General features: G+C 51.4%; 23 protein-coding genes. 16 read left to right on the top strand and 7 right to left on the bottom strand.

Going from position 1 to position 22,585, the window contains the following annotated elements; genetic code table 11:
- The first annotated feature begins 5 nt into the window (after nucleotides 1-5).
- Complete coding sequence (locus FRIGORI9N_RS03905) at nucleotides 6-755, top strand: putative 4-mercaptohistidine N1-methyltransferase (protein ID WP_159568569.1); 750 nt, start codon at nucleotides 6-8, stop codon at nucleotides 753-755.
- A 10-nt stretch (nucleotides 756-765) separates the two neighbouring features.
- On the opposite strand, the gene FRIGORI9N_RS03900 is transcribed toward FRIGORI9N_RS03905, so the two are convergent.
- The 3 genes from FRIGORI9N_RS03900 to FRIGORI9N_RS03890 all read right to left on the bottom strand — a co-directional run bounded on the left by FRIGORI9N_RS03900 (nucleotide 766) and on the right by FRIGORI9N_RS03890 (nucleotide 4,829).
- Entirely contained in the window at nucleotides 766-2,880 is a 2,115-nt protein-coding gene (locus tag FRIGORI9N_RS03900) for a molybdopterin oxidoreductase family protein (protein ID WP_201301402.1), read from the bottom strand.
- 10 nt (nucleotides 2,881-2,890) lie between these two features.
- Nucleotides 2,891-4,234 carry a DUF4105 domain-containing protein gene (locus FRIGORI9N_RS03895; protein WP_159568568.1) on the bottom strand — a complete coding sequence of 448 codons (1,344 nt, stop codon included), beginning with the start codon at nucleotides 4,232-4,234 and terminating at the stop codon, nucleotides 2,891-2,893.
- A 205-nt stretch (nucleotides 4,235-4,439) separates the two neighbouring features.
- Nucleotides 4,440-4,829 (bottom strand): PEGA domain-containing protein, encoded by a 390-nt coding sequence (locus FRIGORI9N_RS03890; RefSeq protein WP_159568567.1) that lies wholly within the window; start codon nucleotides 4,827-4,829, stop codon nucleotides 4,440-4,442.
- Nucleotides 4,830-5,019: 190 nt separating this feature from the next.
- On the opposite strand from FRIGORI9N_RS03890, the gene FRIGORI9N_RS03885 reads away from it, so the two are divergent.
- The 13 genes from FRIGORI9N_RS03885 to FRIGORI9N_RS03825 all read left to right on the top strand — a co-directional run bounded on the left by FRIGORI9N_RS03885 (nucleotide 5,020) and on the right by FRIGORI9N_RS03825 (nucleotide 17,887).
- Nucleotides 5,020-6,021, top strand: coding sequence for an NAD(P)-dependent alcohol dehydrogenase (locus tag FRIGORI9N_RS03885; RefSeq protein WP_236550794.1), 1,002 nt, complete (start codon nucleotides 5,020-5,022; stop codon nucleotides 6,019-6,021).
- Nucleotides 6,022-6,396: 375 nt separating this feature from the next.
- Nucleotides 6,397-6,873, top strand: coding sequence for a hypothetical protein (locus FRIGORI9N_RS03880; protein ID WP_159568565.1), 477 nt, complete (start codon nucleotides 6,397-6,399; stop codon nucleotides 6,871-6,873).
- A 147-nt stretch (nucleotides 6,874-7,020) separates the two neighbouring features.
- Complete coding sequence (locus FRIGORI9N_RS03875; protein WP_159568564.1) at nucleotides 7,021-7,728, top strand: TcpQ domain-containing protein; 708 nt, start codon at nucleotides 7,021-7,023, stop codon at nucleotides 7,726-7,728.
- A 3-nt stretch (nucleotides 7,729-7,731) separates the two neighbouring features.
- Nucleotides 7,732-9,495, top strand: coding sequence for a type II secretion system protein GspD (locus FRIGORI9N_RS03870; protein WP_159568563.1), 1,764 nt, complete (start codon nucleotides 7,732-7,734; stop codon nucleotides 9,493-9,495).
- A gap of 16 nt (nucleotides 9,496-9,511) precedes the next feature.
- A complete protein-coding gene (gene pilO2 / locus FRIGORI9N_RS03865) occupies nucleotides 9,512-10,801 on the top strand; it encodes a type 4b pilus protein PilO2 (RefSeq protein ID WP_159568562.1) in 1,290 nt (429 codons plus the stop codon).
- Nucleotides 10,791-11,366, top strand: coding sequence for a hypothetical protein (locus FRIGORI9N_RS03860; protein WP_159568561.1), 576 nt, complete (start codon nucleotides 10,791-10,793; stop codon nucleotides 11,364-11,366). The genes pilO2 and FRIGORI9N_RS03860 overlap by 11 nt, the downstream gene beginning before the upstream one ends.
- Nucleotides 11,367-11,368: 2 nt before the next feature.
- The gene (locus FRIGORI9N_RS03855) at nucleotides 11,369-13,099 is read left to right on the top strand and encodes a GspE/PulE family protein (protein WP_159568560.1); all 1,731 of its coding nucleotides are present in this window, start codon (nucleotides 11,369-11,371) and stop codon (nucleotides 13,097-13,099) included.
- Between the two features lie 2 nt (nucleotides 13,100-13,101).
- Nucleotides 13,102-14,253 carry a type II secretion system F family protein gene (locus tag FRIGORI9N_RS03850; protein ID WP_159568559.1) on the top strand — a complete coding sequence of 384 codons (1,152 nt, stop codon included), beginning with the start codon at nucleotides 13,102-13,104 and terminating at the stop codon, nucleotides 14,251-14,253.
- 115 nt (nucleotides 14,254-14,368) lie between these two features.
- Nucleotides 14,369-14,923 (top strand): type 4 pilus major pilin, encoded by a 555-nt coding sequence (locus tag FRIGORI9N_RS03845; RefSeq protein WP_159569613.1) that lies wholly within the window; start codon nucleotides 14,369-14,371, stop codon nucleotides 14,921-14,923.
- A 69-nt stretch (nucleotides 14,924-14,992) separates the two neighbouring features.
- Nucleotides 14,993-15,997, top strand: coding sequence for a hypothetical protein (locus FRIGORI9N_RS03840; protein ID WP_159568558.1), 1,005 nt, complete (start codon nucleotides 14,993-14,995; stop codon nucleotides 15,995-15,997).
- A gap of 2 nt (nucleotides 15,998-15,999) precedes the next feature.
- A complete protein-coding gene (locus tag FRIGORI9N_RS03835; RefSeq protein ID WP_159568557.1) occupies nucleotides 16,000-16,530 on the top strand; it encodes a D-Ala-D-Ala carboxypeptidase family metallohydrolase in 531 nt (176 codons plus the stop codon).
- Nucleotides 16,531-16,683: 153 nt separating this feature from the next.
- Nucleotides 16,684-17,265 carry a hypothetical protein gene (locus FRIGORI9N_RS03830; protein ID WP_159568556.1) on the top strand — a complete coding sequence of 194 codons (582 nt, stop codon included), beginning with the start codon at nucleotides 16,684-16,686 and terminating at the stop codon, nucleotides 17,263-17,265.
- Between the two features lie 7 nt (nucleotides 17,266-17,272).
- The gene (locus tag FRIGORI9N_RS03825; RefSeq protein WP_159568555.1) at nucleotides 17,273-17,887 is read left to right on the top strand and encodes a hypothetical protein; all 615 of its coding nucleotides are present in this window, start codon (nucleotides 17,273-17,275) and stop codon (nucleotides 17,885-17,887) included.
- On the opposite strand, the gene FRIGORI9N_RS03820 is transcribed toward FRIGORI9N_RS03825, so the two are convergent.
- Together FRIGORI9N_RS03820 and FRIGORI9N_RS03815 are read right to left on the bottom strand one after the other, a co-directional pair.
- The gene (locus FRIGORI9N_RS03820) at nucleotides 17,884-18,141 is read right to left on the bottom strand and encodes a hypothetical protein (protein WP_159568554.1); all 258 of its coding nucleotides are present in this window, start codon (nucleotides 18,139-18,141) and stop codon (nucleotides 17,884-17,886) included. The genes FRIGORI9N_RS03825 and FRIGORI9N_RS03820 overlap by 4 nt on opposite strands.
- A 50-nt stretch (nucleotides 18,142-18,191) precedes the next feature.
- The gene (locus tag FRIGORI9N_RS03815) at nucleotides 18,192-19,016 is read right to left on the bottom strand and encodes a cobalamin-binding protein (RefSeq protein WP_236550793.1); all 825 of its coding nucleotides are present in this window, start codon (nucleotides 19,014-19,016) and stop codon (nucleotides 18,192-18,194) included.
- A 116-nt stretch (nucleotides 19,017-19,132) separates the two neighbouring features.
- On the opposite strand from FRIGORI9N_RS03815, the gene FRIGORI9N_RS03810 reads away from it, so the two are divergent.
- Nucleotides 19,133-20,032, top strand: a complete 900-nt coding sequence (locus FRIGORI9N_RS03810) for a recombination-associated protein RdgC (RefSeq protein ID WP_159568552.1) — start codon at nucleotides 19,133-19,135, stop codon at nucleotides 20,030-20,032.
- 193 nt (nucleotides 20,033-20,225) lie between these two features.
- Nucleotides 20,226-21,389 carry an acyl-CoA desaturase gene (locus FRIGORI9N_RS03805; protein ID WP_159568551.1) on the top strand — a complete coding sequence of 388 codons (1,164 nt, stop codon included), beginning with the start codon at nucleotides 20,226-20,228 and terminating at the stop codon, nucleotides 21,387-21,389.
- Nucleotides 21,390-21,402: 13 nt separating this feature from the next.
- On the opposite strand, the gene FRIGORI9N_RS15440 is transcribed toward FRIGORI9N_RS03805, so the two are convergent.
- Complete coding sequence (locus FRIGORI9N_RS15440; RefSeq protein WP_236550792.1) at nucleotides 21,403-22,317, bottom strand: demethoxyubiquinone hydroxylase family protein; 915 nt, start codon at nucleotides 22,315-22,317, stop codon at nucleotides 21,403-21,405.
- Nucleotides 22,318-22,360: 43 nt separating this feature from the next.
- Nucleotides 22,361-22,573: an RNA-binding S4 domain-containing protein gene (locus FRIGORI9N_RS03790; protein WP_040513673.1), complete on the bottom strand. Its 213-nt coding sequence runs from the start codon at nucleotides 22,571-22,573 to the stop codon at nucleotides 22,361-22,363.
- Between the last annotated feature and the right edge of the window lie 12 nt (nucleotides 22,574-22,585).

The raw sequence follows: 22,585 nt of genomic DNA, 5'->3' as shown, positions 1-22,585 counted from the left end.
GCTATATGTACAACCCTTACGAAACCGACGAGTTATTAAACCAGTACCTGGCTTTTCACTACGGCATTGATTATTTTGATGTTCCCAACTATCCGGTGCGCTGTGCGCAACTGTGCCTGGAATTCATGGGGAATCGGCCTCGCCGCAAAGCGCTCGACCTGGGTTGCGCCGTTGGCCGAAGCACTTTCGAGCTGGCCTTGGGGTTCGATGCCGCCGTTGGTGTCGATCTTTCCGCCCGTTTTATTCATGCCGCACAACAACTGCAACAAGGCAACACGCTGAATTACTTTCTGCACGATGAAGGCGATTTGGGCAGGGCCATGCAAGTGTCGCTTGGCGATTTTGATTATGGTGGTTGTGACCAACGCGTGGCGTTCTCGCAAGGCGACGCCTGCAAACTGGGGACAGAACACACCGGCTACGACCTGATATTTGCGGGCAACCTGATTGACCGGGTAAACAACCCCACCGAATTTTTAAACGACATGCCCCACCGCATAGTGCCCGGCGGCCTGTTGGTGATCAGCTCACCCTACACGCTGCTGACTGAGTACACACCGAAAGAAAACTGGCTCGGCGGAATTGAAGAAAACGGAAACCCCAAAACCATGTTGCAGGGTATGCAAGTCGTGCTTGCACCCCATTTCACACAGGTTCGGGAACCAATGAATGTTCCGTTTGTGATTCGCGAAACTGCCCGCAAATACCAGCACAGCCTTGCAGAAATGACCGTGTGGGAAAGAAGGCCTGGCTAATCTCCAATGGCTAAGGCACTGGAATCAGGGTGACCGGTACACCGTTCACCGCTGCATTGCCACTGGGCTCGTCCAGCCATTGTTCGTCAGTTAAATCGTTGCAACTCACGCCTGCATGCGCAGCAGCCACCTGCAAGCGAATCCCCGATTTGTCGTGTCCCCAGCCGTGGGGAATACTGACCACGCTGGGCATTACATCTTCTGAAATTTCCACGGACAATGTAATTTCGCCCACGCGGCTGCACACCCGCACGCTGTGGCCTTCCTGCAAATTCAAGCGTGCTGCATCGGCTGGATTTACCATGGCGGTGCAACGGTTTTTGCCTTTCACCAAGCGTTCTGAATTGTGCATCCAGGAATTGTTGCTGCGAATGTGGCGTCGTCCAATCAGCATCATTTCTGTGCCTGCGCGCTTGCTGGCATCCAGCAAATCATCCACATAATTTGCTGCAGCCTGAAGTACCTCGGCGGGTGCCAATTGAATCTTCTTGTCCGCAGTTTGCAAGCGGTCCGGGAAACTGGGGCGAAGTGGCCCCAGGTCAATTCCTTCAGGTTGCTGCCTCAATTGTTCGAAACTCAGTTTGTGCTCACTGGCCATGCCATAAGGCCCCATTTGCAAACCCATGTCGAGGATCATTTGCGGCGGCATGGAAGGCCGGGCTGGTTTTCCAAGTTTGGCGCTGTAGCAGGCAGCCAGCTTATCCATCAATTCCCAGTCATCCAGACTGCCTTCAGGTTTGGGCAAAGTGGCCGCGCTGTACTTGGCCTGATTGCGCACGCCAAAAATATTGAAGATCAAATCATAGTGATCATGTTCCAGGGGTGAAGTCGTGGGCAAAATAACATCGGCATGACGATTGGTTTCATTGATGTACAAATCCACTGACACCATGAAATCAAGCCCGGTTATGGCCTTGTCAAGCTGCTGACCATTGGGCGTGGACAACACTGGGTTGCCTGCAATGGTCACCATCGCTTTGATTTGCCCTTCCCCTTCTGTTTGAATTTCCTCGGCCATGATGGCGCTGGGAAACTCGCCCAAGGCCTCAGGCTTTTGACTGACCCGGCTGTGCCAGCGGCCATAACTGCCTGGCTTGCTGTTGGGTGCAGCGATCAAGTCAAGCGCGGGGTTGGCCACCAGGCTTCCACCCACCCGGTCTGTGTTGCCTGTTACAAAATTCAGCAACTGAATTCCCCACTGCGCCAAGGTGCCATGGCGCTGCGTGCATGCACCCATGCGTCCATAAGCAACTGCCTTGCCCGCATTGGCAAAATCACGGGCAATTTGGCGAATGGTTTCAGCATCAATGCCGCATTCAGCTTGCGCCACTTCCGGTGTTACCTTTGAAATGGCACCCAAGGCGGCATACAAGCCTTCACTGTGGTGGGCCAAACGATCCATGCGGGTCAGGCCTTCGCCAACAATTGTGTTGATCAGTGCAAACACAAAGGCAGCGTCGCTGGCCGGTTTTATGAAATGGTGGCTGTCAGCGATCTGCGCGGTTTCAGTTTTTCTGGGGTCGATCAACACCAGTTTTCCACCCCGCGCCTGCAAGGCTTTAATTCGCTTTGCCACATCGGGCACGGTCATCAGGCTGCCATTGGAGGCAATCGGATTGGCGCCCAACATGAGGAAATAGTTGGTGTGGTCAATGTCGGGAATGGTGATGAGCAACTGGTGCCCGAACATCCAGTAACCCAACAACTGCATGGGCAATTGGTCGACCGAAGTTGCAGAGAAACGATTGCGGGTTTTCAGCAAACCCAGAAAATTGGCGCTGTGGGTCATCAGGCCCCAGTTGTGTACGTTGGGGTTGCCTTGATAAACCCCCACAGCGTTCGCACCATATTTTTGTTGCACCTGGAACAAGCCTTCACAGGCCAGCTCGATTGCATCTTCCCAGGTGGTTTCTACCCATTGGCCATCGACCTTCTTCACCGGCTTGGTCAATCGATCCGGATCTTCCTGAATGTCTTTCAATGCCACAGCCTTGGGGCAAATGTGTCCGCGGCTGAACGGGTCTTGTTCATCGCCCTTGATGGAAACAACCTGATTGTTTTCGACTTCAATTTTCAGGCCACAAATGGCCTCGCACAAATGGCATGCACGGCGATAGGTTTGCAAAATTGTCTCCCTAGAAAATCAGACGGTAACCCAACACCCCCTTATCGACATCGTTCCATTGAACGGATAAACCAGTGGCTTGGTGTGTAACCGAGAAATTTATTTGTGTTTTATCTAGTGGATTATGTCTCGGATTGGAGTCCAATTGTAGGTGAGTTCGAAAAGCAGATGAAACATGCAGTAGCGATGCCGTCAGCCCAAGCGTGCCGCCATATTGGGTATCCACCTGAGCGAGTGGGGCCACCCCCAGCCATACAGGCAGGTCGAAAACGCGACCAAAACCACCGCCAAGGCCAATTTGAGCATTGGCTTGGGGACCTTGATCCAGCCGGACACCACTTGACAGCACTTTAGACTTGCCCCAGCCATTTGCGGGAAAAGTGCGATTATTGAACAGCACAACGCCAAAAATGCAGTCTGTATCTGCATGGGTTACACATCGTGCCCTGACCTCAGCAACTTCTAGTTGACTGGGCTTGGGCAATGGGTCCGTCAACCAGGCGTTTTCTGAATTAAACGCCATGTAGGAAACATCCAATACACCCGACGAAGCCGCCATGTAAAGATTACTGCGCCGTTCAGATACACGTGGCGCAAGCACTCCAGAACTGGGCTCAGACCTTGTCATCAACACCCTTGCAGCTTGATTCAGATCGGACTTCACACTTGAATCGACCAATGCTTTGTAAGCAGAGAAATATTCGAGCCCTTCCTGTTTATTCAGTTGCCAATCGGGTACCGATTCAAACTCAGCCAACAAACGATCCGCCGATCTAATGACAAACTCGCCTTCACGATCTCCGTAATTCAGGTAGACATCAAGGGGTTGTCGAATACGCCAGCCCTTGCTTAACACCTCATCGGACTGGACGAGAAGCAACTCAATGTAAAAGGCGCAATTGATATTCAGAAAATCATATTCAAAACGATGACCAAGTGCATCGTTTACTTTCGTCTTCAAATCTGGAATGGCAATTTCTTTTCTTAAAGGACGAACGTAGACATCCCGACCCTCTTGATCATAAAGCCGGAGTTTGTCAGCGTAGGTAGAAAATTTGTACTGGCCAGGCACCGTGCTAAGCACAGTTTTAACCATTGCGTAGTCGATGTCTTTCAGGTTCCCGTAAAACTCCACAACGGGATCGTCGGGCTCGGGCCGCATTTCGTGGTGAAACACGATAAAAACATGACCAAAAACACTTTCGGGATCATTCAGATTGGCTGCAGAAAAGACAATGCTGGCCTTGGGATAGTTTTTGATGTCACTGGCCCAAGCAGGGCTTACAAACGTCACAAGTAACAGAACCAGCTGAAGTTGTAACCGCCATGAACGGGCTAATAAGAAAGCAAGCATGCAAGATCGAAAAGTGTTGCTGGCGAGTATTCGTCGATGAGTGCCCTTTTGAGCGCGAGCCAGTCGTCAAAGGTCTGTTCGGAACTTCGGGTCTTTTTGTAGAGAGACCTTAAATAAGGTCCATGACCGACAGACCACTCCCGGGCTAACCTTGAAAAATGCATCAAGATCCATGAATTAACGCCCGGGATACAATCGCTCGTGATTACTTTCCCGATTTGGTCAAGTCAATGTTGAAATTGCCGTCGCCCAGTTTGTACATGGCACCAGAACTGTAATCAGTCGTAGAACCAAATGGACCGCCAGTCAAAATATTCACCCAAAAAGTAGGCTCAATGGTGGTTTCAACCGCAACAGTTTTCTCGTCGTAACCGTCTGCACGCAATGTAATCACGTTACCTTCGCCATTTTTGGGCTTGCTGACTTTTCCGATAAATGGTGTTTTTCCAACCTCTGCACCATTGATAAGAACCGTGGCGCCACGTACATTGGAGTTCACGGAAATTTGCTGCTCTTTGCCGGACATAATTGATGCACAGCCTGTAACACCCAGCACTGCAACGCCGAGAACGGCACGGGCAATAAATTTATTCATGTTATTTTTACCTTTTTAGAATTGGTTTTTATTTTCCTGAACAGGAAGTTTTTTCCATTCAAAAATGCCCGCAATGCTTTCAGTAAAAAAACCGGGGCAGGAATGGTTTGGGGATACTATTTGTATCCAAAATCAAAGTAAATAAAAAACAGGCACCCCCCCTTTTTTTGGTCCCTTAATGGAATTAATCATGATCAATGCACACGCAGCTTTCGAGGCCAAAGGCCCGTTGAAACCCTTTCAATACGACCCTGGCGAATTAAGCGCATTCGACATTGAGATCGATGTGGACCACTGCGGTATTTGTCACAGTGATATCAGCATGCTGGACAACGACTGGGGCCGAGCCAAATACCCCATGGTGGCGGGCCACGAAATTATCGGTCGCGTGAGCAAGGTGGGTAGTCATGTAAGCCACTTGGCCATTGGCGATGTGGTGGGTCTGGGTTGGCACGCAGGTTATTGCGAAAGCTGCAAAATGTGTATGGGCGGCGACCACAACCTGTGCAGCACAGCCAAAGGCACCATTGTTGGCCGGCATGGCGGCTTTGCCGACAAAGTGCGCGCACAAGCGATCAGTGCTGTCAAAATTCCTGCGAGTGTCAACCCTGCCACGGCTGGCCCGCTGTTGTGCGGTGGCATTACGGTGTACAACCCCTTGGTGCAATTCAATATTTCGCCGCAAAGCAAAGTGGCTGTAATTGGCGTGGGTGGTTTGGGCCACATGGCCGTGATGTTTTTAAAGGCTTGGGGGTGCGAGGTCACTGCTTTTAGCAGCAATCCATCCAAAACCGACGAGCTATTGGGTATGGGCGCACACCATGTGTTGAACAGCAAAGATCCCGACGCACTCAAAAAAGCCGCAGGATCTTTCGACCTGATCTTGTCGACGGTGAATGTGAAGCTTGACTGGAACGCTTACATTTCCACCCTGGCCCCCAAGGGGCGGCTGCACTTTCTGGGTGCTGTGCTGGAACCACTGGACATTGGCGTGTTTGGATTGATGGGCCAACAGCGAACCATTTCTTCGTCGCCAGTGGGCAGCCCACGGGTGATCGCCGACATGTTGAAGTTTGCGGGTCTTCACAAAATCGAGCCGATTGTTGAATCGTACTCATTTGATCAAATTAATGAGGCCTTGGACAAAGTACGCCATGGAAGCCCCCGCTTTAGAGTGGTGCTGTCCCGTTAATCCCCCTCTTTTTACCCCCCCACCCCCACCCTTTGATGTGATTGTCTCAAGACCACATTGAGGGGACCCTAGGTGGGAGGGTTCTGAATACATCAAAAAACGGCCAAAGACCGAAAATAGCTCAGAGAGGACTGCAGGAATTTGCAACGAATTTATCACCTGAATGAAATATAGAGGGAAATTAAACCCTTTATAAATCAGGAACCTTGGGGAATCACCTCAAGTTGATACTCAGAATTTGTCGCATTTTCTGTAGGTACTGTTACATGAAATGACAAAAAATGTGATTTTTTTCAAACATTTGTTCAGTCAACACTTGTTCGCAAAATAAATTCGGGCAAGTATTCATTAACTCAACGAGTGAATAAGAAAAATATGGTCGCACACACAAAGCCATTCGAGAGAACAGCAGCAATGCTCACGGGCCTTTCTGCCCGCAACCCGGTCGCCACCGGCATGGCATATTTCAGGGCGCATCATCCAGTAGATCCCGACGACTGTGAATACAGTGAACTGGCAGCACACATTGAAGACACGGGTCTGCTGAATTTGAGCCTGCCCTTTATTCTCCAAGGCTTGGCCGAAACTGAAGGTAGCACCTGGCACTATTTCCGTGGCCTGATGAAAGCATATTCCGAACTGCGCCCCAAGGTTAAAACCATCGAATCCACGCCTCGCCTGATTGGCGAACTATTGAAAGTTTGCATTCATGAATATGACGCGATCAATCATGAAGCTTTCGATGAGGCACAAGCCTGCAGCCTGGCCGTGCTTGAAACAGCGGCCTACCTTCTGGTCCACTACAGCCCACATGAAGGCAAGCAATGGTTGGAAGCAATCTATCAAGATTGATTTGAGCCAGCCAACAAGCCCCTGACGCAGTTGAATAATTTGGGGATTGCTGCATGTGAAAATATTTCGTATATTGATGCATATTCGAATTAATAAAAAATGCAAACCTGCTGAAACACCGATCCAAACGAGAAAGGTAAAACGAATATGGAATTTGCTCTTGGTCTTGCCATCGTACTGATGGCATGGAACACAACCGGAGAAACAAGTGGGGAGACAAGCGCCACTGTAGCAATGGCGGCACCCACTTACTCAGCGGTGCTCGATAAACGTGAGGAGAACCTCCCGTATTTCGCCGATGAGCTGCTGTCACGCAATGTTGAACTGGCCAGGCACAATGCTCCCGACCCCATGCCGCAAGCCAGGCACATCGCTGTAGTGGCGCAACCTGCTCTTGAACCCAAATCACCAAGTGCACTCTCCAGCAAAACCAGCAACATTCAGCTGGCCATGCAAACGCCTTCCTCCGACGTGTTCATTGTTGACCTGCCACCGAAAGTGATTCGGGAAGCCGAACAGCTGGCTGCTCTGCCTGTAAAGCAGGAAAGTGCAAGGCTGGTGGTGACACCACGCGCCATTCAATGGGAATTGCGTGTTGAAGATGGTCGACTGGACAAAGCCATTCGCCGCTGGGCGAAAGAGGCAGGTTACACATTTCGTTGGGATGCCGATCGCTACGTGATGATTGCAGCGGGCACGACCTTCTCTGGCACTTTTGAGTATGCAGTAGAGCAAGTACTTGAAACACCAGGAATCAAGAACAGTGAATACCCACTGGAGGCTTGTGTGTACAACAACGAGCCACCACTGCTACGCATTACCCGCCTGGGCGACCAAAAAGAAGAGTGCCGATAAAACATGAAGACACCACTGAACAGAACATTGGTTAGTACGGCAATTGCGGCACTGCTGTGCCTTGCAACAGCAGCGTGTACTGGCCCACAGATCCGTGCAGAAGTACAAGCGGACAACGACAATGGAGTCCGAAAAGTTGATCAGGTCAACAGCACCTTGCCAACCAACGGTTCATTTCGTGGCAGCAGTCAGTATGCCGAGGAACAGGCCAGGCAACAGCAAAACGCCAAGGTTCTGAAGCGTGCCAGCAAAAGCTGGATTGGCAGCACGTTTGTGCATGTGAATGACGATGACAAACTGCCAGCAGTTTTCCACGAAACCTACAAAATGAATTTCGCGGACAAAGGTCGCCCTGTGGATTTGAACATGGTGGCTGCGCGCTTGACTCAAATGGTCGGCATTCCCGTACGGATTCAACAAGATGTTTTCAGTGCGCCCGTAAGCGCAGAGCCACGCAGGGGTGCACGCCAGTTGCCACCGGTCAATGCACCGGCTGAAGCGGCAACGCCCCCCTCCACCCCGACAGTGACGGACAGCGTTGCGCTGGCTCCGCAAACCACAGTGGCGGCCGTGTTCATGAATTGGGACGGCACACTGATTGATTTCCTCAACAACACCGCCGACAAGTTGGGCTTGTCCTGGGAATACCGGGACAACTCGATTGTCATCATGCGTTACACCACCGCCATGTACGAGTTGGCATCATTTCCCAACGGCTATGAATACGCCATGAGCAGCGGCACGCAAGGTCGTGTTCGCGGGAACGAAGTACAAAGCAATTCAAATTTGAGCGTGTCCGAGAAAGGAAAAATCAACGGCCAGGCCAGTATTCTGGATGTGATCAATCGCATGGTGGCCTCGGTACCTGGGTCGGAAGTGATTGTGGCCGAAGGCACAGGCCGTGTGATGGTGAAAACAAGCCGTGACATGCAAACCCAGGTGCGAAATCTGATCCGCGCCGAGAATGCAAACATGCTGAAACAGGTGCATGTACAACTCGATATTTACTCGGTGATGTCCAAAAAAGATGATCAACAGGGTGTGAATTGGGATGTGTTTTTCAGAAGCCTGTCTCAGCGCTACGGTATTGGTGTGTTGTCACCCGATTCGCTGGTGGCCCCCGAAGCCGGTCTTATAGCACTGACCATTCCCGAGGCGTTGCAGGGTTTTATTCCTGGCCAAGGATTACCAAACAGCCCCACCAATCAGCGATTCGGCGCCAGTTCAGCCATTGTGCAAGCGCTAAACGAAATTGGCGACAATGTGCAGCATCGCCCTATTTCGCTGGTGGCGCTTAACAGGCAATGGGCGCGCAAGGCACGCCTGACTACCACGGGCTATTTGTCAGAAACCAAACCAGCCTCCTCGGGCGCATTGGGTGGCGGCACAGGTGTTCCTGGTTTGACGACCGATGAAATCACGACTGGTGACCAGTTTGCGGCCATGCCGTTTATTCTGGAGAACAACACCATCATGCTGAAAATGGGCATCAGCTTGTCCGACCTTACAAGCCTGCTGGAAATTACCACAGGCTCTGGCGAAACCTTGCAACGCGTTCAAACACCCAACACCAGCAGTATTTCCGACCAGTACACAATTGCACTTCGCCCCGGCGAAGTCATGGCCATTACCGGTTTGTCGCGCGATGTTTCCGGCTTTAAGGAACGCAAGCTGACTGAACAGGCGCCGCTGCTGGCTGGTGGTTCCCGCAACCTGTCGACCATGCGCGAGAACTTTATTGTTCTTGTACGCGCGGTGGTGCTGTAAATAGCGGGGCAACACCATGGCTGAGCAGTCTGCAGTAGTTCATCAGGTAGGCAAGAAAGCCTACATTGCTGGCCTGAACTGGCAGCCTTTGGCTCATTCCGGCTACAGCAAACGAATTGCCGATATTCGGGAATTTGCAGACCGCATCGACGCCACCAAGCATATTCTGCTCAAAGGCAATCAGAACGAATACCTGGGTCTGTACAACTTTGACCCTGACATTTCAGACGAAGAACGCACGAGCCAGGTGTACAGCCTGGCTGCCATGCTGGTCACACGAAATGAGCAAGAGCACGCCATCTATGCCATTCGCATAGAAGAAGGAATCAAGAAAGGCCAATTGGCACTGGTGGTGATTGAACAGGGCGCGCCGACGATGGACATCATCGGCAGCGATTCCGAGGTGCTCAGCACTGTCAACACCTACACCAATGGGTCGATTGAAAGCTCGGAATACCATGTGTACAGCAATGCCTCCGAGCTGTTTCCCAGTGCCCTGCCCCTTGAAATCGCAACCCAGCTGGGTAGCTTCAACAAGAAACACGCACTGACTGGCTTGCCAACAGACCTGATCAAGACATCGGGAATGCTTGCTGTTGTTTTGTTGCTGGCAGGGGGAGTGTATGGCGGCAATGAGTACCTGGAAGCCAGCGCACGCGAGGCACGCCTGAAACAGGCGCAGTCCAATATACAAACACCGCAGTATCTGAAAAAGCTGGCGACCGACCAACGCAATGTGGGCTTGGCCAATACCGATGTCGTCGAGATGCTGAACCTGTTGAGCGAGCAACCTTTTATGGCGCGCGGCTGGTTGCTGGAGAGTATTCAGTGCAACCTGGGCAAGTGCACCAGCCAATGGCAATCGCAAGGGGGTTACACGCAAGAGCTGGTGAGTTTTTTAAACAATCAGCAAAGCAGCCCAGACCCCAAAGACGTCAACAAGTTGAAATTCTCGTTCTCGTACGAGATGGCCCCCGAGGGAATTCAGCAATTACAAGACTTGCCAAAAAAACAGGAAGCCAGTGAGCTGCTTTACCTGGAACAACAAGCCTGGCAAAAAGCCGGCATTCAGTTCAAGGTGGATACGCAAGGCCAAACCTGGCCCACCGGCTTCAAGAGCATTCCACCGAACGTGTCGGTGAATCGCCACGCCACAGAGGTGACAGGCAGCCTGACATTAATGAAAGACTTTCTGGATCGTTACCAATCCGGAATTTACTGGAATCAGATTTCGATGAAAATTGAACCCAAAAACCTGGATGGTGCCGTGATGGTGACATTGAAGGGAGCACTTTATGCGTACTAATTATTTGACTCGGGCCCTTCTGGCCACAGCTGGTCTGCTGGTTTTAAGCGGAGTACATGCACAAGAAAACACACCGGTCAAAGTAGAAGCCAAAGCTGAAAACAAAACTGCGGTAACACCCGTTGAAAACATCAAACTCAATGGAGTTTCCGTACCACTGAATATAAAAACACTGGCTGAAATTCAAAGGCTGCAGGAAGAACAGGCCCTGCGTGAAGAGCTTCAAACCGCGTTGAAGGCAGGCGGTAGCGTAAGCACCAGTGTAAGCACCAAACCCCAACCCGCCCCGGTTGCGGCTGCATCGACCAGGCAAGAGCCTGCACCCGTGCGCACTGCAAGAAAACCGGCGAGTACATTTTCAGCCAATACGCTATTGGGCGTATACGGCACAGCAGGCGCGATGACAGCGGAAGTACAAACAGCCAGCCGAAGTGTACGCACGCTTCGTGAAGGCGAACAACTGGGAAAATTCAATATCAAACGAATTACTCAAAATGGACTTGAACTGATCGCAAGCAACGGCAACACGCAGCATGTCTCCGTGGGTGCGCAAGTGAGGTTTTGATCATGAACAGAGATCCTGCACTGAATGTGTTGGCCACGCAGGCGGACAAATCACTGAAAGTTGAAAAACTCAGCGAGTTGCCCGCGTTTTCACGCGTACTGACGGACGGCAGTGCGGGGGCTTTGTTGAAGCTGCCAGCGGCGGTAGAAAAACATGTGTGCGCCATTGAAACCGGCGTAAAACGCGCAATCATTTTGTACGACGCCGAAAAAGTTGCGCTGGTCCGCCCTTTCATATCCCACCTGCGCGGCAAACTGATCGCTGAAAAATTTACGTTCGAACGGCCGGAAATTGGCTGCGGCGGCGGTGTTATTGAACACCTGATCGAAAACTCAAGAACCAAAACAGACAACACCGACGGGGAAGAAGACCCCGCCTTGGCACAGTCCAAAGCCAAGGAAATTTTTGAATCCTGGGTGGCATTGGCCGTGCAGGAAAGAGCCACCGACATTCACGTGCAGGTGGTCAATAATATTGCTGAAGTCAAACTTCGTGTAGACGGCGAACTGGAATTTCTGCGCGACCAGCAAGGCGGCGTGTACACCCCCCTTCAAGCTGAGCGTGCCGTGGCCTGGGCCTACAACAACGCATCGGGCAAGGGCTCCAACAGCAACAGCCAGTTTTCTGTCGGCGAAAACCTGTACTGCATGATCGCCGCACGGGAAGTGGGTGGCAAACGCGTGGCCATGCGTTATCAATCCATTCGCGGCTGGGCGGGCATCAAGGTGGTGTGCCGTTTGCTGTACGTGGACATCGATGCGCCAACCCTTAGCTATGAACAGTTGGGCTATGCGCTCTCGCACATGAAGCAGTTAAAGAGCGCATCCAACACCCCTTCGGGCACGATCATTTTTGCGGGGGTTACGGGCTCCGGCAAAACCACCACGCTAAAAACTTTTATTGAAACCCATCCGGGCAATGGCACCGATGCTTTTTATTCCATTGAAGACCCCGTGGAATATCCGCTTCGGGGCGTACACCAAATTCCGATTCAGCGCGATTTGCTGGACCGCAAAGGTTCAGCCGCGAAATATGCGGAGGTGGTTGCCGGCCTGATGCGTGCCGACCCTGGCTGTGTGTTGATGGGTGAAATTCGTGACCCGGCCACTGCGATATCAGCCCAGCAAATTGTTGAAACAGGCCACATGGCCTGCGGTACAGTGCATGCGCATTTGATCTCGGGCATTGTGCCCCGCCTGACCAATGAGGAAATCGGGATGAGTCGCGATGTGCTGACCAACCCGAATATTTTGACCTTGCTGGTTTACCAGGCCTTGGTGCCCAAACTGTGCCCCCACTGCAAAATAGGTGGTCGACTTTATCAACAAGGCATGTCCGACGCCGAGCATGTGTTTGAACTGCTCGACACGCTGGAAAACCGGTTTCAACTGGAACGCGATCTGTTTTACTTCAAGAAACAGGGTGGCTGCCCACATTGCAAACACCGGGGAACTGCGGGCCTAAGCGTGGTGGCTGAAATCTTAACGCCCGACCGAAAGTGGCTGAACCTGATACGCCAAGGCAAGGACTACGAGGCCATGATGTATTACCGTTCCAAATCGGACGGCAATTTCCGATCGGAAAACATGGATGGCAAAACCGTGTTTGAACACACCCTGTACAAAGCACTACTGGGCGAAGTGGATCCACGTCATTGTGAACGTTTTGACAGCTTTGATCGATTCGAAATCATGAACGACGCTGACCGCGCCGAAACCGCCTGCTACACCTGAACATGACATTCAAAAAGAAACTGACCAACCTGTTCAATGCCATCAACTTGATGGATTTTCGCGGCAAGCGTGAGGCGTTCTATGAGCAACTCGCCAAGTCGATTGAGAACAAAGAACAGTTCAAAACCTTCCTTGAAGAAGAACTGAAAATTGCGCGCCACAAGCGAACACGCAACAGCAGTCGGGAAGCGGCGTTGAAGCTGATGGTTCGCAAACTCAGCCTGGGCGATGATTTTTTGATCAGTCAAATTCTGGGCGCGGTTATGCCCCAGAACGACCGCATGATGCTTGCCGCAGTGGATGAAGCCAAAGACAAACCAGGCACGCTGCGTGCCTTGGCCGCTGCAATTAAATCGCAAAAAGATGCAAAAAGCGTGATCTGGAAAGCGATATTTCCCCCCATGGTACTGATACCGGGCGTAGCGGGCTTTAGCTATGTACTTGCCACGCAATCCATTCCGATTATTGTGAAAGTGGCACCGCCCGAGGTGTGGACACCGTTCAACATGTCAGTCCGAATCGTGTCGGAAATTGTTGCCTCTCATGGCGGTTTGATTGTGCTGTGTATCATTGGCACTATCGCAGCATTTACTTACGCGCTGCCCCGCTGGAAAGGCAATTTGAGAAGCCAATTGGAGCAAGTGCCACAGGGCTGGGGCTTCTTGCTGTTTCCGGTTGCGCCGTTTTTGTTGCCACTGTCGATTTACCGCGACTTTCAGGTCAGCTTGTTGGTCACTTCACTGGCGGTGTTGCTGAAAAGTGGTGCAACACTTTCCTCCGCGCTTGACACACTGAAACGCAACGCCGACCCGTGGATGCGCTGGCATTTGAAAAAGATCATGAACCACTTGAACGTGGCCCCCACCGATTACATTCCTGCGTTTAGCAAGGGATTGATGAGCCCGAAACTGCTGGCTCGCCTGGCCACCACCATACGCAACAACCCGCAATTCGACAAAATTCTGATTCAGCTTGGCACTGAGGGCGGTGAAGACATTCGCAATGAAATTGGCAACACCGCCAAGGGTTTGAATGCTGTTTTACTGAGCGTTGCAGCGGCTGTAGTGGTGTTTTTGTACGTGGGGCAACTGTCGATCAGCCAAAGCATGACCGAAGAACTGGACCCTGTGAAAAGAATGCAACGCATGCGTTGAAATAAGTGCTTGACACTGCACGCATTTAATCTACAATTAATTCGTCTGTTGGTATATATACGGAATGCTTGGGCCAACACGTACTACACAATTTCCCTTCGGAGAGGAATCAAAAATGATGACATCACACACACTGAATGCCCGCCGCAAACAAAGCGGTATTACCCTGATTGAAGTTTCAATCGGCCTGATCATTGCAGCGATTGTTGCTGCTGCAGCCTTTATCGCATTCCAGAACAATGCGCGCCGTACTGAAGTGCAGGACAACATTAAGCAGATTACAGAAGTGATCAGTGAGTCTAAACAAAAAGTGGGTTCCACTTCTGGCTACACCGGCTTTGACCAAGATGTTGCTGCCCAATTAGCGATCTTGAAAGTTGATAGCACTGGAGCCGTACTACCCAACAGCTATAACGGTGATGTGACTATTGCAAGCACTGATCCCAATGAAGCGGTTCTGACTTGGGAAGCTGTAGAGGGTGATCAATGTGCAGACATCGTGCTGGCAGTATCCAACGGCGTTACATCAATTCAGGGAACTATTGGTGGAACCGCAGGCACTGCTGTGCCGGTGGTTAACGGTCAAATTACGCTTACTGACGCTACTACTACTATCTGTGGAAGCGGCGATGAACCAGTCAATATCGCAATGACCTTCGGTCGTCGTTAATCACATCAATTGAAATACTCAAGGGGGCAGCATTGCCCCCTTGTTCATTTGAATCAAGGCGGCTTGCACATGCTTGACTCACTGAAACGGAGCAACAAAAACCACACCGGCTTTCTCAGCATTGAGTTGGCACTGGTGCTGATCATCAGTGCAATCATTGCTTTCGCAGTGGTTCAGCAACAAGCACGTTCTGCAAAATCTTCTGTCGCAAAAATACAAGCCGACCAGCTTAACCAGGTTGGCAACGCACTGAATTCTTACACTGATCTTTACCGGCGTGGCCTGTCCGCCCCAGGCGATTTGCGAGTCGACCTGAACAACGACGGCATTACCGACGTGACCATTCCCGAGAACCCGGTCAGTGGTAACGAGGGCAGCAAATTGACTCCCACAATGCAAAACCTGATTGATGTAGGTCTGCTGCCTGCAAGTTTTGTGAACCGCCCTGCTGCATCGAATGGTCAATTTATTACCCGTCTGTCTGTGCTTCCGGCCAACTGTTCGGTCGCAGCAGACAACTGCCGCATTGAGGGCTACATTACGCTGAGCCAGGCAGTCACCATTGGCGCGCAAGATCCTACTGCGGGTGAATTCGACAACGACATTGCGGGTGACATGCTGAGCTTCATGGGCGGCAATGGTTTTGTCACATTGCAAGCTGATACTCCTGCAGTGAGTGCTGGCGGCAACTTCACAGTGGCACTGGACATTGATGGTGACCGAGTAACCGACTCAACAACACCGGCAGGTTTGCCCGGAGTTCGAGTGGGCGCACTGGCCTCTCGGTACGATGTACGTAATCCCATTGCCGATGTTGACTTTTGCCGGGGCAACCGCACTTTGAACTGGGTACAAAGCGGAGTTGCGTGCACAACAATCATTTTCAATGACACGCCTGTTGGCTATCGCTTTGTAGCAGTGGACGCCGACACGGGCGGTGGCGCAGGCGCTGGCGGCAGCGCCTTTATTCGCTGTGTGTACAACCCCAATGCCAATCCGCCAGCGCAATTGTCCATTCTTAGCAGTTGCTGTCAGAACGGTAACCAGGCCTGCACACCACCCGCAGTGCCTTAATCATGAACAGGCGACAGTTTCTTGCTGCAGCAAGTTCGGTTTCGCTGGCAGTTCACCTGGACAAACTGGCTTGGGCCACACAATCCCCAAGCTACACGCTGCTGGATGTTCAGCGTGGTTCTGACCGCTTTCAAATCGATTTCAGCACGCAAGAAGGTTTTCGCACCGCGGCCTGGTTGTTAAGGGACATTCGAGCAAATCGTGTTGGAATACCCAACATTGAAATGTTGCAACTGGCGGCATGGGCCCAGGTGGTTTTGGCTGAACACCATGCCTACACCGTGTTCGAAGTTACCTCGGGTTTGCGAACCCAACAGACCAATTCCGTGGTGGAAGGCGCCGCCAGAAACTCCCGACATCTGCCCGACGCCGGTGGGCAGTTTTTCGCCATGGACATTAAACCAATTGGTGTGAATATTGATCAATTGGCTAAAATCCTACAGTACCCCGCATTCGGGGGGGTTGGGATTTATCGCAGCCATGTACATTTTGACATTCGAGAAAAAGTGGTGCACTGGAACTCAAAAAAGTGATTTATTTCATTCACTTGAACGATTTTTAGTCAACCACGAAGCGACATGATGCGTTGTCTATTTGTGTTAAATATTCTTTTTTAACTCAAATTACAATTTCAGTGCCTGAATTCCGTATCATTACTAACCAACGAGATTGCTTTATCACGCGTCATGCCTCAAATTAACAATAAAAACAAACCACGTACAGGTGCCTATCTCAACCTGTTCAAACAGAAATACGGTTTAACCGTGTCCAAAATGTGTGCCTTGTTCGGCATTAGTACTCAGGCGAAATTCAATTCGATTGTTCGCCCTGCGGTGGGAAGCTCAAGCGATGAATTGCTAGATCCAACCGTTGCATTAATTTTACGGCTGTACGAAACCCACGAGTCTCTGGTGCCTTTGAACAATGAACTCAGCCTGGAAGACACCTACAAAATGTTTCAAAGGGTGTTCGGAAAAACCAAAGTGACTGAAAGTACATTTGGTCAATTATTGGGTCGTAGCGCGGGTTCAGGTTATAGGTGGCTAAACGGGTCTGGAAATGCCACACCGCAAGTGGGCATTGTGCTGGAAAGGCTGCATCACATGCTGTCCAGCGGAATGGAAGAACCCGAGGTGTGTTACTTGTGGCTGGATATTGTTCATCAAGAGTACAGAGCACGCAATCAGGTGCCACCGCTTAGTGATACAGACGCAGTGAAGTTATTGATTCAGAAGTATCCACTCAAATACAAACACATGGCGTCATGAACACAACATGGAATACACCGAGGTCAAACTGATTGCAGTGTGGAGCGGCCCCAAAGCCCCACCCAGCCAGTTGAAACTTTCTGATTACAAGTTGCCGGTTGCAGGCCGCATGCCGAAGAATTACTTCAATGCGCTGTATGGCAACCGCAATGCCTACATGGCCTTGGGCGAGCTATTGGCACAGGCTCAAAAATCGGGACATTATTTTTCAACAGCCACCATCACCGTGGGCATAGAAACGCCTCGCAAACCTGGCGTGGTTCATCTTGAAGACATTGGAGAGGACACCGGCGCCCAGTTTGTCAATTTGTCGCGTGTGTCCAAAGAGGTGGTGTCTGAGGTTGCCGACATTTACAGAACGTGCAGCGCTTTTAAAAACCTGCCCGATGACGAAGTGGACTGGCGCAAACCCTTTCGCTTCATGCCGGAATGTCCCGAACATTTGCCAGTTGTATTCGACTTGCTTCAGTGCTCGGTACTGGTGCACCCGGTTGCCTTTACGACCACGCCGGAAGGCAAGCACCACTTTATCGCCAGCTTTGATCCTGAACGGATCACGATTCTGGACGCTCAACCCAATCGGCATGAAATCGGCCCGCACCCGGACAAAATCATCCTCTAAATTTGGTACTGGGGCTTCGAACGCCCGGGCACGTCAGGACCCGGTTGCTGTGACGGAATAATAGTAATCACGGGTTGCGAGAGCTGGTTGCTAAGCGAAAACGCCTTCGGAACCATGCCATTTTCATCGGCATGCATGTAAATAATCGACATGACTGCCGCGCAAAAGCTAATCACCAATACAGCGACCATGGTGAAAATCACCGCCAGTATCCGTGTTGAACGCCGTGGCCTTGTCGGGTTGAGTCCGTTCATGCTGCAATCCTCCGCACCTTGGCATTTAACATTACAACTTCTGTAAAAAATTACAAGGCATTCCTTTGCTCAAGGAAATGCCATTGTTTGATGATTTCATGCAGGGCGGCCAAGCCGTCTGTAAGTGCTGCAGGCCCGGGCTGCAAAATCAAAGGCGATTTCACCTCGACAATCTGCCTGTTTTTCACGGCATTCACATCGCCCCACCCTGCCCGCGCAGCCACGGTTTCCGGGCGAAACTTCTTTCCACACCATGAACCAATGATGATGTCGGGATTCCGGCGAACAATTTCTGCGCTGTCGGCAATAATTCGGTTTTTACCCAAACTTTGCGTGGCCAGTTCGGGAAAACAATCATCACCCCCGGCAATTCCAACCAACTCGCTGACCCATCGAATCGCACTAATGGGCGGCTCATCCCATTCTTCAAAATAAACCTTGGGGCGAACTGCCCATTGGCGGGTTTCCGCCCGGATGCCCTCTACTTTCGCCTGAATGTCGGCGATCAACTGCAAGCCCTTCTCGGCTGCACCCACCATGGCTGCGACCTGATACATCATGCTGAAAATTTCAGGCACAGACCGTTGATTGAACACCGTGACTTGAACGCCATGACGAATCAAGGCGCTGGCAATGTCGGCCTGAAGATCAGAAAAGCCGAATACACAATCGGGTTTCAAGGCCAGAATTTGATCAATTTTGGCGGTAAGGAATGCGCTAACCTTTGGTTTTTCAAGGCGTGCCTTACGCGGGCGCACCGTGTAACCGGAAATACCAACAATTCGATGTTCTTCACCCAACAGGTAAAGCCATTCGGTGGTTTCCTCGGTGAGGCAAACAATGCGTTGGGGGCCGTAGCCAGAACTGGGCAACAAGGAATCTCCGCAAATGAACGTTAGAAATCGCCCTTATAGTACTGGAATTGAAATCACCCGCAACTTTGTTTTGCGTTACACTGCGTGCCCCAATCTTTACTCTACGGATCCTAAGCATGTGGTTTAAAAACCTGTTCATCTTTCGCCTTACCAAATGGGAAGAAACACCCGAGTCGCTGGAGGACAAACTGGCCAAACAAGCGCTGCAAGCCTGCGGCGGCATGGATTTACAAACACGCGGCTGGGTTTCTCCCAAAACCGAAGGCGAGCCTTTTGTACACAAAAGTGGCAAGCAGTTATTGATTTCTTTGGGTCTGGAAAAAAAGCTGCTGCCCAGCACGGTGATCAACCAGTTCACCAAGGCACGTGCCGCTGAAATTGAAGAACGCGAGGGTTACAAGCCCGGCCGCAAGCAAATGAAAGAAATCAAGGAAGGCGTGACGGATGAGTTGCTACCCCGTGCCTTCGCAATTCGCAGCCGGATCAATGCCTGGATCGACACTGAGGGCAAATGGCTGGTGATTGATGCAGCCAGCCCCGCCAAAGCCGATGAACTGGTGGGCATGCTGATGAAAAGCGTAGAAGGTGTGGCCATGGCCTTGGTGAAAACCAAAACATCGCCCACGGTGGCCATGACCGCCTGGCTGGCCGAAAATGACAACCCCCCACCCTTTACCATCGACCAGGACTGCGAACTGAAAAGCCGTGGCGAACAGGCTGCCACCGTGCGCTACGTGAAGCATTCACTGGAAGCCGAGGAAATTGCCAAACACATTAAGGGTGGCAAGGATGTAACCAAACTGGCCATGACCTGGGCCGACAAGGTTTCTTTTGTACTGCATGAGAACCTGCAGGTAAAACGGGTTGCGCCTTTGGATGTGATCAAGGAGCAAGCCGCCCTGAGCGCTGATGACGACGCCTTCGATTCGGACTTTGCCTTGATGACCGGCGAATTGCGCAAGTTGATCCCCGGATTGATCGATATTCTGGGCGGTGAACTGACTGGCGCGAATTAACAAGTACCCCGGTAAACTTCCGACACTCAGTGTACAAGTGTTACTTTTTGCCGCATCGAAATTTACGATTTCGTTGCGGCAGAACCTCAACAAATAAGAACAATTATTAAATATTTAAATTGGGGTTCATCAGAAGGCCAAGAATCAGTATGATTCATCATCCTTTGAACCAACTGGTAAAAACCAACCTTCAATGACCACTCGAGTTGACCCCAATAGCCCGATCCACTGGCCCGGCGCAATCACCCTGTTTGGAACCACCATCGCTGCACTCATTCTTGTACCGGCCTACGCCTGGTTCAACGACTACAGCACGGCTGCCTGGGTGTCGTTCGTCGTATTGGCAATTCTGAATGGCATTTCAATTACCGCCGGTTACCACCGCCTTTGGGCGCACCGCACTTACGAGGCGCATTGGTCGGTTCGCTTCGTGCTGATGTTCTTTGGCACCATGGCCGTTCAAAACAGCGTTCTGGTTTGGGCCTCGGGCCACCGCACGCACCACCGCCATGTGGACGACACGGAAAATGATCCCTACTCGGCCAAGCGTGGTTTCTGGTTCTCGCACATGGGCTGGATGATCCGCAAATATGAATCTGGCAAAGAAGATTTCAGCAATTCACCCGACCTGTTGAAAGACCCGCTGGTGATGTTCCAGCACAAGCACTACACCGTATTGGCCTTGGGCATCAACTTCATCTTGCCAGTGTTGCTTGGCCTGTTGGTGGGCGATTTGTGGGGTGTTGTGCTGCTGGGTGGCCTGGCCCGCCTGGTGTGGTCCCACCAAACCACGTTTTTCATCAATTCGCTGGCGCACATTTGGGGTCGCCGCCCTTACACCGATGAAAACACAGCCCGCGACAACGATTTCCTGGCGATTTTCACCTACGGTGAGGGCTATCACAACTACCACCACCTGTTTCAGTACGACTACCGCAACGGCATTAAGTGGTTTCACATTGACCCCACGAAATGGCTGATCGCCGGTTTGTCGTATGTAGGTTTGACCAAAAACCTGAAGCGCTGCGACAAATTCGCCATTGAAAAAGCACGCATTGCGATGCAATTCAAGCGTGCCGAAGAAAAAATGCTGGCCCACCCTTCTACCATGCAAGCACATGTGGATGCCATGAAAGCCCGCTTGGCGCTGGAATATGAGCACTACAGCAAAGCCTTGCAAGAATGGGCCAAGCTGAAAGAAGCCTGGTACCAGGACACCAAAAACGCCATTAAGAACGGCGACACATTGGCAGCGTACAAAGCGAAATTCAAGGCCATGGAAGTTGAAATGCGCCTGCAGCGCAAGCGCTTGCAAGCCTTGGTGCGCCAGGTTCAAAAACCGGCCCTGGCCGCTTGATTGGTTAAACCTTTCAGATAAAGCGGGCCAAGGTCACCGCGACCCTGGAGCCTGTACCAATGGCACCCACCCAAAGCCTGGCGAACAAACCGCCGGGCTTTGTTGTTTTTGCGGCGGCTTCGTCGCGGTGCGCGCATTCGTCCATTTGAAACTCAATCAACTGCGCCTTGAGCGCTTGGTGAGTACCTAATGCGTTCAGCTTCTCGATTTGTTCCTGGTAGTGCAGGTTCACAAAAGTTTCCACTGCGGCAATGGTTCGGTACACCGCAGCGTGCCCAAACAACACTGGCAAAGCGCCTGTGATGAATCCTGCAATGCGCCAAGGCACCAATAACCAGCTACGCCTGAACACGGGCAGCAGTTCATTCATTGCGTTTAAATGGCGCAGTTCAGTTTGCAAGTGTTCACTGGAAAAAGCGCGAATTTCCGGGTCTTTGGACACCGCCAGAATGCCTTTGTAAATCCACACCGCACCGGTTTCACCAGCGTGGTCGGTGCGAATATCGGCCACCAATGTTGGCGGCAAATGGCTGGTGTCGAATTTCAAAATGAACCGCTGAATTTTCGGGCGCACAGGCAAAAAACCGGTGTAGGCCTTTTCCATCACCCACAACATGCCAGGCACTTTGGCAAGCCAAGCCAACACCCGCCAGCCTGGCAATTGCGCCCACACATGCACGAAGGCAGCCGCGCCACTGAGCAACTCACCTTGCGCCGTTTGCGTGTGAAACCGCGCCATGAGCTTTTCTTTGGACTGGCCTTGGGGAAGTGGTGTGTCGGGTTTGGACACATCAACCCAAGCAATGGGCTGATCGGGGGTAATGTTTTGGTACACCGCAATTTCGCGGCGACACATGGGGCATGAGCCGTCGAAATACACTTCAACACACCGGGATTGATTTGAAACTGCCTGGTCTTTTACTGCCATGACCGTACTGCCTTACTGTTGAGAACGCGTAGAACTTAAACGCTTAACCCAGTTTAACTGTGTACTTCACCCCGTCAAACTCAATCACATCGCCACCCACAATTTTCTTGCGCTTCTGGGTTTCAATTTGACCGTTGACCAGCACGTGGCCGTCGGCAATCACGTTCTTGGCTTCGCCACCGCTGGACAACCAACCCTGAAACTTCAGGATTTTGTATAGCTCAACGGGTTCTTTGTTGATGATGACTTCGTTCATGGCGAAATGTTC

It is taken from the genome of Limnobacter sp. 130 (assembly GCF_902506325.1).
Taxonomy (GTDB): domain Bacteria; phylum Pseudomonadota; class Gammaproteobacteria; order Burkholderiales; family Burkholderiaceae_B; genus Limnobacter.
This window is presented reverse-complemented; position numbering and strand designations above follow the sequence as displayed.